Origin of the sequence: Paracoccus wurundjeri (assembly GCF_030678915.1) — a bacterium.
Lineage (GTDB): Bacteria > Pseudomonadota > Alphaproteobacteria > Rhodobacterales > Rhodobacteraceae > Paracoccus > Paracoccus onubensis_A.
On record NZ_JAUUTZ010000016.1, the window covers coordinates 30,459 to 46,192 of the forward strand.

General features: G+C 59.7%; 12 protein-coding genes. 3 read left to right on the top strand and 9 right to left on the bottom strand.

Annotated elements, in window-relative coordinates; translation table 11 throughout:
• Positions 1 to 925: 925 nt before the first annotated feature.
• The 8 genes from Q0601_RS15675 to Q0601_RS15710 all read right to left on the bottom strand — a co-directional run bounded on the left by Q0601_RS15675 (position 926) and on the right by Q0601_RS15710 (position 11,334).
• Entirely contained in the window at positions 926 to 1,606 is a 681-nt protein-coding gene (locus Q0601_RS15675) for a response regulator (protein ID WP_305290806.1), read from the bottom strand.
• On the bottom strand, positions 1,603 to 4,290 hold the full coding sequence (locus Q0601_RS15680) for a sensor histidine kinase (RefSeq protein ID WP_305290807.1): 2,688 nt from the start codon (positions 4,288 to 4,290) through the stop codon (positions 1,603 to 1,605). Before Q0601_RS15680 ends, Q0601_RS15675 begins: the two co-directional genes overlap by 4 nt.
• A 3-nt stretch (positions 4,291 to 4,293) precedes the next feature.
• Complete coding sequence (gene kdpC, locus Q0601_RS15685; RefSeq protein WP_305290808.1) at positions 4,294 to 4,875, bottom strand: potassium-transporting ATPase subunit KdpC; 582 nt, start codon at positions 4,873 to 4,875, stop codon at positions 4,294 to 4,296.
• A 14-nt stretch (positions 4,876 to 4,889) separates the two neighbouring features.
• Complete coding sequence (gene kdpB / locus Q0601_RS15690; RefSeq protein WP_305290810.1) at positions 4,890 to 6,914, bottom strand: potassium-transporting ATPase subunit KdpB; 2,025 nt, start codon at positions 6,912 to 6,914, stop codon at positions 4,890 to 4,892.
• A 60-nt stretch (positions 6,915 to 6,974) separates the two neighbouring features.
• A complete protein-coding gene (gene kdpA, locus Q0601_RS15695; RefSeq protein WP_305290811.1) occupies positions 6,975 to 8,660 on the bottom strand; it encodes a potassium-transporting ATPase subunit KdpA in 1,686 nt (561 codons plus the stop codon).
• A 652-nt stretch (positions 8,661 to 9,312) separates the two neighbouring features.
• The gene (locus Q0601_RS15700; RefSeq protein WP_305290813.1) at positions 9,313 to 9,810 is read right to left on the bottom strand and encodes a GNAT family N-acetyltransferase; all 498 of its coding nucleotides are present in this window, start codon (positions 9,808 to 9,810) and stop codon (positions 9,313 to 9,315) included.
• An 8-nt stretch (positions 9,811 to 9,818) separates the two neighbouring features.
• Positions 9,819 to 10,082, bottom strand: a complete 264-nt coding sequence (locus Q0601_RS15705; RefSeq protein WP_305290814.1) for a YjhX family toxin — start codon at positions 10,080 to 10,082, stop codon at positions 9,819 to 9,821.
• Between the two features lie 709 nt (positions 10,083 to 10,791).
• Positions 10,792 to 11,334 (bottom strand): AAA family ATPase, encoded by a 543-nt coding sequence (locus Q0601_RS15710; protein WP_305290815.1) that lies wholly within the window; start codon positions 11,332 to 11,334, stop codon positions 10,792 to 10,794.
• A gap of 368 nt (positions 11,335 to 11,702) precedes the next feature.
• On the opposite strand from Q0601_RS15710, the gene Q0601_RS15715 reads away from it, so the two are divergent.
• Entirely contained in the window at positions 11,703 to 11,981 is a 279-nt protein-coding gene (locus Q0601_RS15715; protein WP_305290816.1) for an SH3 domain-containing protein, read from the top strand.
• Between the two features lie 326 nt (positions 11,982 to 12,307).
• Here Q0601_RS15715 and Q0601_RS15720 read toward each other — a convergent pair whose 3' ends face one another.
• Positions 12,308 to 13,210 (bottom strand): LysR family transcriptional regulator, encoded by a 903-nt coding sequence (locus tag Q0601_RS15720; RefSeq protein WP_305290817.1) that lies wholly within the window; start codon positions 13,208 to 13,210, stop codon positions 12,308 to 12,310.
• A 111-nt stretch (positions 13,211 to 13,321) separates the two neighbouring features.
• Between Q0601_RS15720 and Q0601_RS15725 the strand changes: the two genes are divergently transcribed.
• Together Q0601_RS15725 and Q0601_RS15730 are read left to right on the top strand one after the other, a co-directional pair.
• Positions 13,322 to 14,521, top strand: a complete 1,200-nt coding sequence (locus Q0601_RS15725; protein ID WP_305290818.1) for an MFS transporter — start codon at positions 13,322 to 13,324, stop codon at positions 14,519 to 14,521.
• Positions 14,522 to 15,637 carry an alpha/beta hydrolase gene (locus Q0601_RS15730; RefSeq protein ID WP_305290819.1) on the top strand — a complete coding sequence of 372 codons (1,116 nt, stop codon included), beginning with the start codon at positions 14,522 to 14,524 and terminating at the stop codon, positions 15,635 to 15,637.
• Positions 15,638 to 15,734 lie beyond the last annotated feature (97 nt).

Here is a 15,734-nt window from a genome sequence, read left to right on the forward strand (position 1 = left end):
GGCGGGGCCGTCCTGATCTGATCGGCGCAGATGCGCCACAACGGTTCGGGCCGTTCAGATCAGCGGAAAGAATGTAGACATGAACATCATGGCTTAGGTGGTTATCAACTTGGCAGGCGGGAATCAAGCTGGCAGCCCTGACCACTGCCGTAATGTCCACGCCGCGCCCCCACCGGGCGGCAATCGCCGCGTATGCATCCCGCAGATCAGGTACAAGCACAGTGGCAGCTCCTCCAGCCGGTCCAACCGGTACATCATTGCATCGACATAGTTCGCCACCTCACGAATGTCGTCAATCAGCTCCCCGGCCCGGGTCTCGGTTTAGAAGCACGGAAGGTCGGTCAGCGTGGATTGCGTATCCTCGATCCAGGACGACAGCACCATCTCCTTGCGCATATACATTTCTGATGCAGCAACAGCATGGTAATATCGTCCAGTCGCCCGGGCGTTCGCCCGGCGAGGCTCAACCGCTCGAGAAGCGCCAGCACATCATTGGCGGCAAAGGCGCCGGAACGAAGGCGCACAGGATCTCGCCCGCGGCGGGAAGCCGCCAAGGCGCTGATTGGGCTTGGAATCGGTCATGCAGGCATTGTGGCAGAGGGGGCTTATTCAAGTAATGCCGGGACAAGTTAAATAGCGGGTCAGCTTGGGTAAGCAGCCTGAAACAAGGAACTCATAACACAACCGGCTCCGCATCCAGAGTGCAGGTGCTTCGCCCTCAGGGATTCGTACCTACCACAACATGAACAGCCAGCAAGCGGGGCGCATAGGGCGCAAACCGGACCTGTGGCGAGGCGGCATGACTGCCGTAGCATTTCGTCAGAACGGATATTGCTGTGGTAATCTCGGTTATGCTTTGACATCGATTCCGTTCGCTGAAAGATGTCATCATCCCACAGGATGACGGCCGTTGCTCTTGATGATGCTATCCGTCCGCCAGCCTGTATCCGATGCCGGGCTCGGTGAATATCCATCGCGGATTCGCCGCATCATCGCCCAGTTTGCTGCGCAAATGCCGGATATAGACCCGCAGATACTGACTGTCCTCCGTGTGCGCCGGTCCCCAGATCGCCTTGAGGATCATGTCATGTGTCACCAGCCGCCCGGCATGCGAGGCAAGCAGCCATAACAGGTCAAACTCCTTCCGGGTCAGATTCAGGTTTTCCCCTTCCAGGATGGCACGGTGATCCGTGATATCGATCTGCAGCGGGCCGAGCGTCAGAGTTGCTGGCGCGGCCTCGCGCGTGTAATCGCGCAACAGGCCGCGCAGCCGGGCAAGCAGTTCTCCGGTCGAGAAGGGCTTTGTCACATAATCCTGTGCCCCTGCGTCGAGCACTGCGATCTTGCCTGCATCGTCGCTTCTCACCGACAGAACCAGGACGGGCAGATGCGACCATTCGCGCAATTTCTCGATGACCGTGATGCCATCTGCATCCGGCAGGCCCATATCGAGGATCATCGCCGCCGGTGCCTCTCTCGCCGCCACGGCAACCGCCTCATGTGCCGTTGCCGCCTCGGAAACGATGTAACCTTCGGTTTCCAGTGCAACCCGCAAAAAACGCCGGATCGGAGCCTCGTCATCGACGATGAGGATGCGTGAGGTCACAAGAAGGTCTCCGGGTTCGACAATGGCAGCTCTATCACGATGCGCGTTCCCCGGCCACTTTCACGGGCAGGCTCGGCATGGATCTCTCCCCCATGGGCTTCAACAATTCCGCGACAGATAGCAAGTCCAAGACCGGTCCCGGCCTGTCCGCCATCACCTTGCTCTGCCCGCCAGAACATATCGAAAACCCGATCCGCCGCGCCGGTAGGCAGGCCTGGACCGTCATCTTCTATGGATAGGATCGCATGGGCGCGCTGGACTTCTACTGTTATCCGGACGGGTGTAGCCGGTGCGGAATATTTCGCCGCATTGTCGAGGATATTGACCAGGACCTGTTCCATCAGTACCGGATCGACATGGACCGGAGCCATATCCTCGGGCATTTGCACGCTTATCGGATGAGTGCGCAACGGTCCGCGCAACCGATGGCGCGCCATGCCGACAAGCTCGCGCAAATCGGAAGGGATGGCGTTCGGCTTTAGCGCGCCATGGCCCAACCGCGTCATATCCAGCAGATTCTGGATATAACGGTCAAGCCGCTCGCCCTCTTCCCGCACGGTTTCGATCAGGCTACGCCGCCCCTCCTTCGTGAGACGGGGATGCTCCAACCCCTCCGCCGCACCGAGGATCGAGACCAGTGGCGTACGCAGATCGTGACTGACCGAAGACAGGAGCGCCGAGCGCAACCGCTCCGCTTCGGAAACCACGCGTGTCTGCGCCAGATCCTCGGTCAGCCGGATACGCTCAAGCGCCAGTACAACCTGATCGGCAAGCGCCTCCAGAAGTCGCCGGTCGTTTTGGGCGATTTGCCGACCGTCAGGAAAGGAAATCCCAAGAACACCGATCCGCCGATCCGAGGCGCTGAGCGGCACGAAGAGCCAGCGGGAGGTCGGCAGCGTATCAGATCCGTGGCCTGCCGCCTCTCCATGGGTGAAACAATAGCGTGCGGCGGACATTTCCCGATCCGCCAGCCTGTCTTCGGGCGGAAAGGCCCCCACAATGGTAAGCCCGGCGATTTCCTTGGGAACCAGCAGGACCGACTCGCAATGCAGGACGGTTGCAACATGGCTGACGGCGGCCCAGACCACATCGTCGAAAGATGCCGCCGCCGCCGCCCTGCGCGAGAATTCGTAAAGCTTGCCGGTTCGTTCGGCGATGGCACGTTGAGCCATGGCCCGATCGCGAAGGCGGGCGGCGAGATTGCCCGTCAGGATTGATGCGACGAGGAACAGAACCAGCGTCAGAAGCTGGCCCTGATCCCAGATGCGGAACGTGTGAACCGGGGACGTGAATAAGAGATTATAGGTCAGAAAACTCAGGCCCGCAGTGGCGATGGCCGGTCCTCTTCCGAAACGCGATGCCATCGCCACAACTGTCGTCATGTAGAGAAGCGATAGGCTGACCACCGGGACAAAATGCTCGGCGGCCTTGGCCAGCACCGTGGTGCCGATCACGGCAAGCAATATAAACCCCATCATGCGCAGCATGTCCGGCATGGCAGGGGGTTTCAGGCGTTGCCTCTGCCGGGCCGGCCGCTCGTCATCGGTGACCAGGGTCAACTCGAACCTGGTTGCCTCTCTCACGAGGCCCGAAACCAGTTGTTCGTGATGGGTCGGCGCGATCTGGCGCAGCAACGGGTTGCGCCTGGGTGGGCGTGGCACGACGATCCGGCGGATATTCAGCCGCTCGGCGAAGCCTATTACCTCCTCGGCGGGATTCCGTTCCGTTTGTTGAATCGTGACCTCGGCCCCAAGTCTCTCGGCCAGCCGCAGCGCATCGGCACGGCTTTCCTGCATCGTTGTGGTCCGGATTTCATCGCGCACGCTGGTCAGGGCCACCGCGAACCACTCGACCCGCGCGCGATCCGCCGAACGTTTGCCGATCCGAACCGCATCGCGCCCCACGGCATCTTCCGGTATGACCACCAGAAGCCGTTCCTGTGTCGGCCACGGCCCGGCGATGGCATTGGCGGCCATATGCTGTCTGAGTTCGGCATCCACCCGGTCGGCGGCGGTACGCATCGCCAGTTCCCGCAATGCGGTCAGGTTCCCCTTGGCAAAGAAATTCGCCACCGCCCGCGCCGCCTGATCCTGAACATAGACCTTCCCAGCCCGAAGCCGTTCAAGTAATTCATCAGGCGGCAGGTCGATCAGTTCGATCTCATCGGCCATCTCCAGAACGCGGTCAGGAACCGTCTCACGCACCCGCACTCCCGTGATCCGGGCGACGGTATCATTCAGTGTCTCGACATGCTGCACGTTCAACGTCGTATAGACGTCGATCCCGGCTGACAGCACCTCTTCGATATCCTGCCAGCGCTTTTCATGGCGATTACCCGACAGGTTGGAATGGGCCAGTTCATCGATCAACGCGAGGTCCGGCGTTGCCGCAATCAACCCTTCGAGATCCATCTCGTGCAGGATTTTGCCGCGATGATAGAAGGGCTGGCGAGGCAGCGCGCGGAGATCGCGCAGCATCGCCTCGGTTTCGGCCCGGCCATGGGTTTCCACCACGCCCGCCAGGACATTCTCGCCATCGGCCGCGCGTCTCCGCGCGGCCTCTAGCATCGCATAGGTCTTGCCGACGCCCGGCGCAGCACCCAGAAAGATTTTCAGCTTCCCCCGGCCCTCGCGGCGAGCTTCCTTCAGCAACGCGTCGGGTTCAGGGCGGGATGCGTCGGACATTCGTCACTCCGTCGGGGCGGGTCGCGGGGCAAGTTCCGCATCAAGGGCCAGATTGGTCATCAGAACATTGACACGCGGCTGACCATAAATCCCCAATAGCGGATTCTGTATATTCGCGTCGATGATCGCAAGCACTTGTTCGGGATCGACGCCCCGCGCCCGGGCAATACGCTGCGCCTGTCCGCGCGCGTTCTGCGGCGAGATATCGGGATCAAGCCCCGAAGCGGATGCCGTGACCGCGTCGATCGGGGCAATACCGTTGTTCAGGTCTTCCCAGGCATGACGACGCGCCTTGACGCTTTCGCGAAGCTCGGTCGAACTCGGCGCCAGATTCGAGGCACCCGACGCCGCCGCGTCGTAATCCACCGCCGACGGGCGCAGATGCAGATAGGCGGGTTGCGTGAATTCCTGCCCGATCAGGGCAGAGCCCACCGCTACGCCATCGTTCCGCATGATCAGACTTCCGGTTGCGGCCTGCGGTGCGATGACCGACGCGATTCCGGTCATCGCGAGAGGATAGGCCAGTCCGGTCAGCAGCAGCATGGCTGCAAGCATCGTACATGCGCGGCGGATATGAATAAACATGATCGTGGCTCCTTTTATACGAGGCCAAAGGCGGTCACGGCCATATCGATGGCCTTGATGCCGACAAATGGCACGATCAACCCGCCAAGGCCGTAGACAGTCAGATTGCGGCGCAGCAAGGCAGCGGCGCTGGCCGGCGTGTATTTGACCCCACGCAGGGCCAGCGGGATCAACGCGAAGATGACCAGCGCGTTGAAGATCACCGCCGACAACAGCGCGCTTTGCGGAGAGGAAAGGCTCATGACGTTGAGAGTACCAAGCCCCGGAAAGGCCGCGACGAAAATCGCAGGCAGAATGGCGAAATATTTCGCGACATCGTTGGCGATGGAAAAGGTGGTCAATGCGCCGCGCGAGATCAGCAATTGCTTGCCCACCATCACCACCTCGATCAGCTTTGTCGGGTCGCTGTCGAGGTCGATCAGGTTCGCGGCCTCTTTGGCTGCGGGCGTACCCAGGTTCATCGCTACCCCCACATCCGCCTGCGCCAGTGCCGGCGCGTCATTCGATCCGTCGCCGCACATGGCGACAAGCCGGCCGCCCTCTTGTTCCCTGCGGATATATTCCAGCTTCATCTCGGGCGTCGCTTCGGCCAGAAAATCGTCCACCCCGGCCTCGGCGGCAATAGCGGCGGCCGTCAAAGGGTTGTCGCCGGTAATCATCACCGTGCGAATTCCCATGGCCCTGAGTTCAGCGAAACGCTCTCGCATGCCGGGTTTGATCACATCCTTCAGATGGATCGCGCCCAGAATGCGGTCATTCTCGGCGACCAATAGTGGCGTGCCACCCGATCGCGCGATCTCGTTGACTTTGGCCCGCAGAGCCGGATCCGTCGGACTGCCGACGAATGCCTCGATTGAATCGGTGGCGCCCTTGCGCAGGCGGGTCCCGGAAAAATCCACGCCGGAAAGCCGGGTCTGGGCCGAGAAGGCGACGGGCTCGGAGCCCGGCTCCGGCTGATGATCCAATGCGCCCAGCAGCCTTTCGGCCAGATCGACGATCGATTTCCCCTCGGGTGTTTCATCGGCCAGCGAGGCCAGAAACGCCGCCTGCGCAAGCTGTCTTTCGCTAACGCCACGCGCAGGAACAAAGGCATCGGCCATCCTGTTGCCGAAGGTGATGGTTCCGGTCTTGTCAAGCAGCAGCGTGTCGACATCTCCCGCCGCTTCTACCGCGCGGCCCGACTTGGCGATGACATTGGCGCGGACAAGACGGTCCATCCCCGCGATGCCGATGGCGGAAAGAAGGCCACCGATGGTCGTGGGGATCAGCGTGACGAAAAGCGCGGCAAGCGTCACCACAGGGATCACCAGCCCGGAATAACGGGCAAAGGGTTCAAGCGTGACCACCACAAGCAGGAAAATCAGGGTCAGGCCCGCCAACAGGATATTCAGGGCGATCTCGTTCGGAGTCTTTTGCCGTTCGGCCCCCTCGACCATCGCAATCATCCGGTCAAGAAAGCTTTTGCCCGGCTCGGCGGTGATCTTCAGGACGAGACTGTCCGAGACGATCCGCGTCCCGCCGGTCACGCTGGATCTGTCGCCGCCACTTTCGCGGATCACCGGGGCGCTTTCTCCGGTGATCGCGCTTTCATCGACAGAAGCGACGCCCCGGACAACCTCCGCATCCGTCGGAATGAGATCACCCGCCTCGACCAGAACAAGCTGTCCCTTGCGCAATAAGGACGACGCCATTTTCTTTGGTGCCGTATCATCCTCACCCGATAGCAATTTCACGACGGTTTCCGCCTTGGTGGCACGCAGGCTGTCCGCCCGCGCCTTGCCGCGCCCCTCGGCCAGCGCTTCGGCGAAATTCGCGAACAGCACGCAGACCCAAAGCCAGAATGCGATTTGCAGGCTGACAGCGGCATTATCCGCACCAAAGGCGGCATCGCGCAAAGCCAACAGGGTAGTCATCGCGGCCACGATGGCGGTCACGAAGATGACGGCATTCTCCGTCAACTGGCGGGGATCAAGCTTGGTGAAGGCGGTTTTCAACGCCGTCACGTAAAGCCCCTTTGGGGCAAGTTCACTATGGGACATCTTCTTTGTCCTTGAATTGAGAGATCGGATCATGGCCAGGGATGCAGGCCGCGACATGGTTCAATAACCTTGCCCCGCGATCACTACCGTATGCTCGGCAATGGGTCCAAGGGCGAGAACCGGGAAGAATGTCAGTGCCCCGAAGATCACCACGGTGACGATCAGAAGCGTCACGAATAGCGGCCCATGCGTGGGGAAGGTTCCAGCGGTGGATGGGCTTTGCTGCTTGTCACTCAGCGATCCGGCGATGGCCAGCATCGGCACGATGATCGCATAGCGTCCAAGCAGCATCGCGAGGCCAAGCGCCGTAGTCTGCCAGGGCGCAGCCGCGTTCCAGCCTGCGAATGCCGAACCGTTATTTCCGACCGCCGAGGAATAGCTGTAGAGGATCTCGCTCAGCCCGTGCGGTCCGGCATCCTGCACGGATTGCAGCGCCATCGGCACCGTTGCCGAAATGGCCCCACCGACAAGAATACCCAGCGGAATCGACAGGAATGCCAGCATCGCCAGCGTGACCTCGCGCCCTTCGATCTTGCGGCCCAGATATTCCGGCGAGCGTCCTACCATCAGGCCGGCAAGAAACACGGCAAGCACCACATAAAGCAGCATGCCATAGAGACCAGAGCCGACGCCGCCAAAGATTACCTCACCGATCTGCATGTTGACCATGGTGACAAGGCCGGACAGTGGCATGAAACTGTCATGCATCGCGTTGACCGAGCCGTTTGACGCGGCGGTCGTCGCCTCGGCCCAGAGCGCCGAAAGCGCGGCACCGAAACGGACTTCCTTGCCCTCCATGTTCGGTCCGGCACCCAGCAGTGGATTGCCCCCGGTTTCGCCGAAATGGATCATCGCCAGTCCCAGCGCGAACATCACAGCCATCGCAGCGAAGATCGCCCATCCCTGCCGCTGGTCCCGCGCCATGCGGCCGAACAGAAAGCAGAAGGATACCGGAATCAGCAGGATCGCAAGCGTCTGGAACATATTCGATATGATGGTCGGGTTCTCGAACGGATGGGCAGAGTTCACGCCAAAGAAACCGCCGCCATTCGTGCCCAGCTGCTTGATGGCGATCTGGCTGGCCGCCGGCCCGCGCGCGATCACCTGATCGGCACCTTCAAGCGTCGTGACATGAGCCGCACCCAGCAATGTCTGGGGCACGCCCTGAAGTATCAGGATCAGCCCAAGAATGACCGAAAGCGGCAGCAGGACATAAAGCACCGATCGCGTCATGTCGCACCAGAAATTCCCCAACCCGCTGTTCTTCGGCCCGGCAAAGCCCCGGATCACAGCGACAGCCACGGCCATACCTGTTGCTGCGGAAACGAAGTTCTGCACAGTCAGCCCGGCCATCTGGGCAAGATAGGAAAGTTGAGCCTCGCCGGAATAAGCCTGCCAATTGGTATTGGTGACAAAGCTGACCGCCGTGTTGAAAGCCAGATCCGGAGCCATCGCGCCGATCCCGTCCGGGTTCAGTGGCAGCAGATTTTGCAATCGCAGGATAATATAGAGCAGGCAGAAACCTGCAAGGTTGAAGGTCAGGACTGCTATTGTATAACCCCGCCAGCCCTGCGAAGCGCCGGGCCGGATACCGGCCAGACTGTAGAAACCCCTTTCGACCGGAGTAAGAAATCGCGAGAGCAGATTCCGCTCTCCGGCATAGACGCAGGTCATGTGGGAACTCAGCAGATAACCACCCCCGGTCAACGCGACCGCATAAAGGATATATCCAATCAGATCGGGCATGATTGTCTCCTCACGAGTGACCTTGACGCGCCAGCGTCAGGATAAGAAAGACGAAAATCCCTGCCGCGACGGCGAGGCCCAGAATGAGGTCCAGCATTTCGGCCTCACAATCGTTCGATCAGGCGGGGTGTCAGGGCAAAGGCGACAAAGGCGCCAATGCCAAGCATCAGGTAAATCAGATCAGCCATATTCAGCTCCTGCATGTTCAATCGCAGCAGCCATCGCGCAAAGTTGCGTTAAGGCGATATATGAATTTTCCGGGTATCGCGTAAAAATCGCGTAAAAATCGCGTAAAAACCGCGAGCATGATGTCCTTCGTGTCGGCTCTATGATCGCAAATTCGGGGCATTGTGGGCAGTCGGTGCAGGAATGCTGAACTGCAGTATCGATGTCAGCACGCTTGAATGTCACTGATCCGCTCCAAGTAACATACTGCGAAGCAGAAAGCGGCGGCTGTGTCCGAAGTGGGCATATCGTGACCTCCGAGAGGAAAGAACGGCCCTTTGCAGACGGTCGGGAGAGCAGCGACCGCAATGCATCTTCACCAGACCGGACGCTCGGACTTGCCCCAGCGATTCTGACCGGGTGCGGGGCATTGCTGTTCTTTGACAGATGTTGCCCACCGCGCTTTTTACGGCGTGGTGGGCATTTTTCACGCTGAGTAGAATGCCGGTTGATAGACCACAGCGCCCGCAGGGGCTTTGCCGCAGAACACCTGGCTCATAAAGTATTCCGGCGGAACGCCTTCGAATACGAGGCTGGCGTCCTGCGCAAATCCGAAGCGGGTGTAGTAACCCGGACTGCCCAAGACAACGCAGCCGCGGGCGCCTTGAGCCCGTAGCTGCGTCAGACCTTTGCGGATCAGGTTCCCGCCGATGCCCTGCCCTTGCAGGTCTGGCCGGATGGCTACAGGCCCAAGCCCGAACCAACCGACGTCATTCCCGGCAACAGTGACCGGAGAGAACGCAATATGGCCTACCACCTGACCGTCGATCTCGGCGACCAGAGACAACGTCAGTGAGCCCGTGTCGCGCAGGGCATCAATGATGGCGCCCTCCGTCCCGGAACTGTGTTCTGCCGTGGCAAAGGCATCTTCGGTGATTTGTCGGACCGTGCCCTGATCGGCCGGGATTTCCTGGCGTATTTTCATGTCGTTCCTCATGATGTGCGGTTGTCGAGTTGCGATCTGACCGACCTGCGACCCAACGAGGAAATGCGGTAGGGGCTCGAGTTCCTCGATTCGATCAGCCGCTTGCGGCAAAGGGTCGAGACGATCCGCGGCGTGCAATCGACCAGAACCGAGCCGTCATGCGTGAAGCAATCGGTCCGGATCAATTTGCCATTCGGGCCGCGCGTGTAGCGAATCTGCCCACCTTGAGCCAGTACATGAAGTACCCGCTGTTCGAGCTTGGAAATGTTCATAGTTTAGCCTGTTCGATAAACACAGAAAAACAGGCGTGAAGCGCTACTTCGCTCCGCCTGATCTGGATCACCCCGGCATTCCGGCGGTGATCAGTGCTTCGTAACAAGCTCCAACATCGACAATTCCATCGCTTCGCTATGGACCGAGCAATGGTAGTAAAAGCTTCGGCCATTCCAGTCAACCGGAAGCCGTGAAACAACAACCGTCTGATGTTCACGCTGCGAACGCGGCATGTGACTAAACAGAGCTCGAATCATCATGCTGCAAGGCGGCAACAGCTGTGATCGCCGGGCGCAGGACGAAGGATTTGCACGGCCCATTGCCGCCGTTCCCAGTCCGATGGGATGCAGCTTTCACGAACCTGCCTTCGCATGCGCACCACACGCAGGGGCTTTCCAACGTCAGCAGCGCGAGGCAAATCAGAATGCCGACTAGCGGCAGCTCCGGTTCAAGACAGAGCGGCAGCGTCAAAGCGCCGTCAGAACCGCAATCCCTTCCCTAGTATCTCTCTTGACGTGAAGGGAGAACGGGATGCCGTGCCTGATCGAAGAACTTAGCCACGAGGTGATGAAAACGGCGGAGCAATAAACGACTCCGAGCTGCCTTGGCTGTGCTGTGCGATACCGCGGCGCGACTTCACCGAACCGGTCATGCAAACCGATCGCGGCGAAACCGACCAATCAAATTGGTATAATGCGGACACAGCCGTCACCCACCATATAGGTGGTCCACCATGAAATCGGCGCGTTCCTCAACTCCTGCCAGGGGCAGCTCAATGAGCTGATAGCCGAGACGGGCGTAGGTTACTGCCATCATCCTGCCGGTTGCTTCAGCTTCTTGCCGATCCTGCTTTCGCTCGGTGTCTTGCGTGAAGATTGCATCCCAGTAAGGGGCGATGAAAACCCGCCTATTATAGGGATAGTGGCTTGCCGCCGTCTCTATATGTCCTGGAACAGGTAAGCCGCAGAGCGTTAGATAGCCAATGACATCAGGTATTCCACGATCCATCAGAACCGGGCCATCCAGCGCCCTTGCCTCATGATAGGAACGCAATTCCCAAACCAGCATGAGCTCGGCATACATCGACCTGTCCGCCCAAGGTAGAAAAGTTCCACCTATCTCGACCTGATCTTTTATAATGGCCCGTCCGGCCTCGGGCATGCTCGGGAACCCTCGGCGGGATAGAGCATCGATCAAACTGGTCTTGCCGGAACCGGGGCCACCGGTTATGACAAACATATGGTCACACATGCGCCTTCCTCGATTATGTCTATTGGGGAAACGCAGAGGGGCCGGACCCTGGGCCTGATCCGTCATGCCAGTTTGGCGAACCTCGCGGCGATCAAATCGGAATGACCGGCGGATCGATGCTCTCACCAGTCTCGATCTGCGGTCGACCCTTTGCTGCCGGGCGGGCGAACCCATGCTGCGTGGCCGCATTCCCCAAAGCTGCCAATCGACTGTCGATGAAGAAAAATATTAACCAAAATCAATGCCCCACAGGGAGAATCGAACCTCCAATGGCTGGCCTCGGCAACCCTTTATCAGCGTCCTGCACCTACCTGCTATCATCTCGCGTGATGGTGTCGTAGTAATAGCAAAACTATGCAGGTCAGACAATGCGAACTCATTTTACTGCTCTTCTCGCTCTCATGATCGCCACCGGATGCACGGTCGGGTCTGGTGCAGTGGTCAAGGGTGCCGGGCCGGACGATCTCCTGAAGCTTCGCGAAGGCCCTGGTCTCAACCATGCGATCATAATCGGCCTGCCCGACGGAACGCGCCTCACCCGCCAGAACTGCGTGACGAATAGCGGTAGGGTCTGGTGCAGGGTCTTCCTCACCGACAGGCCTGCTATCTCGGGTTATGTTTCAGCGGACTATCTCGCTCACCGCTGACAGCGGCATTCGCTGCATGCACAAAATTGATTTTGCACGTACAGCATAATTCGAGAGACCAGCAAAGCGACGATCCATGACAACATGGCGTATAATTTGCGTGACATACCCTAATCGAACATCCGGATTGGGCGTGCGCTGCAAGAATGTCATTCGAAGCTTATGACGCAACGCCGCATCCGGCAATGTTACTTATACCACAACGATGGGCTTATGCGCGATTGTAACGTTTTGCGTAGGGACTTCCCTCTGTATTGGGCAGAGCACCCGCCCTGAAAAACCTGACCCGGATAGCATATTCCCGGCCCGGAAATTCAACGCGCGTCTCAGGACCGCGCTGGCCGGTGCCGCAGGGCATCGAGAACCACTTTGAACACGGGAAGGTTCTGTCGTCTGCTAGGATAATAGAGGAAATAGCCGTCGAAATAGGGCGACCAATCATCAAGAAGCAAAATGAGGTCACCCGATGCTATATAAGGATCCGCAATGGTGTTCGGGAGGAAGGCCACGCCGAGACCGCTCAGCACGGCATCCACCATGGCATAGGAATTGTTGAAGGTCAGTTGGCCATCAACGCGGACATTCACCTCCTTCCCGTCCTTCTCGAACTCCCAGGCATAAAGCCCGCCCCGGGTTTCGTGCCGCATGTTGATACAGTCGTGATCGACCAGATCGCGCGGATGCTTTGGCATATCTCGTGACGGCAGATAGGCGGGCGATGCCACCGCGACCATCCGCCAGTCGGGGCCGATCCGCGCGGCGATCATGTCCTTCTCGACGCTCTCGCCCAAGCGCACCCCGGCATCGAAGCCATTCTCGACAATATTGCGAAAGCCGCTGTCCAGACTGAACTCGATCCTGATATCGGGATGTTCCCGCAGAACGGGCTTCAGCCTGGGCCAGACAACTGTTTGAAACGCGTGATCCGACAGCGTCATGCGGAGCGATCCGGAGGGTTTGTCACGGAACACCATCAGGGCCGCGATTTCGTCCTCGATCTCGCCCAGGCGCGGCGCGATGGTTGCCAGCAATCGCTCGCCTGCGGGCGTTGGCGAGACGTTGCGCGTGGTGCGGTTCAGCAGGCGCAGACCGATATTGGTTTCCAGCCGCTTGATGGTGTGGCTCAGCGTGGACTGGGCCACACCGATCCGCGCGGCCGCTCTGGTGAAGTTGCGCTCTTCCGCGACGATGCGGAACCACATCAGGTCATTGAAATCCGTCCTGGACATATGGACATCATTAATCGACCAGATCGATTAGTCCATGCCATTTGCGACGGCTAATCACACAGGTGCCTTGCCGCTATCTTCTCGGCAACACAATAGACCAGAGAATGAACGATGAGCGATGCGAGCCTGAGTCAGTCAGGAAGCCTGCCCCAGGCGGAATGGGGCGCGGTGATGTCCATGGCGCTTTGCGTGGCCATGCTGATTGCCTCGGAATTCATGCCGGTCAGCCTGTTGACGCCGATGGCCACGGGGCTGGGGGCAAGCGAGGGCCAGACCGGGCAGGCGATTTCCATCAGCGGGTTGTTCGCCGTGGGCGCGAGCCTGCTGATCACCACCGCTGCCGGACGCCTGAACCGTAAATCGGTGCTGGTTGGCCTGACCGGGTTGATGCTGCTGTCGCTGGTGATGGTCGCGATGGCTCAGGGTTTCGTGGTGCTGATGATTGCCCGCGCTATTCTGGGGATCTGCATTGGCGGGTTCTGGGCACTGGCGACCGCCGTCATCATGCGGCTGGTGCCGGAAGGCGCGGTACCGCGCGCGCTGTCGCTCATGTATGGCGGGCAGGCAATCGCGGCCGCCTTCGCAGCGCCGCTTGGCAGTTACTTGGGCGATATCATCGGCTGGCGTGGTGTTTTCTGGGCGCTGACACCCATCGTCGCGATCAACCTGATCTGGCACATGATCGCATTGCCCTCGCTACCCGCGCGCGGTCGCCAAAACCTCGGCACGTTGATTGCGGTGATACGCCGCCGCCATTTCGCACGGGGCATCGTCGCAGCGATGCTGTCCTGGGGCGGGGCCTTCACCATGTTCACCTATCTGCGCCCTTATCTGGAGCAGGTCACCCGGGCAGATATTCCCACGCTGTCGATCCTGCTGCTGGTGCTGGGTTGCGCGGGCTTCGTCGGCACCTGGGCGTCGGGTCGTTTCATCGGGGATCATGTCGCGCCCAAACTGAAACTCCCCGCCCTGACCATGGGGACCGTCACGCTTGGACTTGTGTTCACTGGCGCCTCGCCAACCGTTACCGGAAGTCTGCTGTTCATATGGGGCGCAATGAACACCGTCATGTCAGTCATCTTCATGACCTGGATGTCGCGGAACGTCGATGACGCGCCTGAAGAGGGCGGCAGCCTGATGGTCGCAGCAATTCAGGCCTCGATCCTGCTGGGCGCGGTCCTCGGCGGGGTGCTTCTGGACGGCTGGTCGATCACCGTGACCTTCGCCGGCAGCGTCATCCTGTCTGCCACCGCTGTCGTCCTGATCGGTAACGGTCAGCGGATGCTGAAACCCGGCTTGGAGAAACAGTGAATGAAAATGGGAAAAGATATGGCCAACCACGACAAGACTGACGGGCAGAGAACCGGAATGCGTTTCCGCCGCCGCATGATGCTGAAGATGACCGGCGCCGGTATTGCCGTCTTCGGCATGACTTCAACGATTAACATTTCAACAGCAAAGGCTCGGACCATGACACAGGATTGGGACAAGGTTTTCCCCAGGAACGATAAGGTTGATCACGAGAAGGTCAGCTTCACCAACCGATATGGGATCACACTGGTCGGCGATCTCTATCTGCCAAGGAATCACACCGATCATCGCCTGCCGGCGCTTGCCGTCGGTGGTCCGTTCGGTGCCGTCAAGGAGCAGTCATCGGGTCTCTATGCACAGACCATGGCCGAGCGCGGCTTCGTCGCGCTGGCTTTCGATCCGTCCTTTACCGGCGAAAGCGGTGGCGAGCCGCGCAATGTCGCCTCACCCGATATCAATACCGAGGATTTCATGGCGGCGGTGGATTATCTCGGCCTGCACGAAAGCGTTGACCGCGAGCGGATCGGTATCATCGGCATCTGTGGCTGGGGTGGCATGGCGTTGAATGCGGTCGCGGCGGACAAGCGCGTCAAAGCGGTTGTGGCCAGCACTATGTATGACATGACCCGCGTCATGTCGAAGGGCTATAACGACAGCGTCACCCCCGAGCAGCGCACAAAGACGTTGGAACAACTGAGCCGCCAGCGTTGGGAAGACGCCGCAAACGGCACCCCTGCCATGCAGCCCGCATATAACGTGGGGCTGGAGCACGACGCGCCGCAGTTCCTGGTGGATTACCACGACTATTACATGACGCCGCGCGGCTACCATGCGCGGGCAGTCAACTCGGGCAATGCCTGGGCACAGACTACGCCCCTGTCCTTCATGAACATGCCGATCCTCAGCTATATCGCGGAAATCGCGCCGCGTCCGATCTTGTTCATCCATGGAGAGAATGCCCATTCGCGCTATTTCAGCGAAACCGCCTATGAGGCGGCCGCCGAGCCAAAGGAGCTGATGATCATCCCGGGCGCCAATCACACCGATCTCTATGACATGATGGATGTGATCCCCTTCGACCGGATGGAAAGCTTCTTTGGCGATACGCTTGTCTGATAGATTAGGTCCGCTCCACCCTGGGTTTCCGTGGCTGGGCGGTCCAGACTCCACGAGGATTGTTGGTTGGGCCAAGTCATAGCCCGGCTGATGAGCG

Coding starts and splice junctions, on each gene's coding strand:
- Q0601_RS15680 (WP_305290807.1), bottom strand. CDS start 4,290: ATGTCCGACGCATCCCGCCCTGAACCCGACGCGTTGCTGAAGGAAGCT.
- kdpC (WP_305290808.1), bottom strand. CDS start 4,875: ATGTTTATTCATATCCGCCGCGCATGTACGATGCTTGCAGCCATGCTG.
- kdpB (WP_305290810.1), bottom strand. CDS start 6,914: ATGTCCCATAGTGAACTTGCCCCAAAGGGGCTTTACGTGACGGCGTTG.
- kdpA (WP_305290811.1), bottom strand. CDS start 8,660: ATGCCCGATCTGATTGGATATATCCTTTATGCGGTCGCGTTGACCGGG.
- Q0601_RS15700 (WP_305290813.1), bottom strand. CDS start 9,810: ATGAAAATACGCCAGGAAATCCCGGCCGATCAGGGCACGGTCCGACAA.
- Q0601_RS15705 (WP_305290814.1), bottom strand. CDS start 10,082: ATGAACATTTCCAAGCTCGAACAGCGGGTACTTCATGTACTGGCTCAA.
- Q0601_RS15710 (WP_305290815.1), bottom strand. CDS start 11,334: ATGTGTGACCATATGTTTGTCATAACCGGTGGCCCCGGTTCCGGCAAG.
- Q0601_RS15715 (WP_305290816.1), top strand. CDS start 11,703: ATGCGAACTCATTTTACTGCTCTTCTCGCTCTCATGATCGCCACCGGA.
- Q0601_RS15720 (WP_305290817.1), bottom strand. CDS start 13,210: ATGTCCAGGACGGATTTCAATGACCTGATGTGGTTCCGCATCGTCGCG.
- Q0601_RS15725 (WP_305290818.1), top strand. CDS start 13,322: ATGAGCGATGCGAGCCTGAGTCAGTCAGGAAGCCTGCCCCAGGCGGAA.
- Q0601_RS15730 (WP_305290819.1), top strand. CDS start 14,522: ATGAAAATGGGAAAAGATATGGCCAACCACGACAAGACTGACGGGCAG.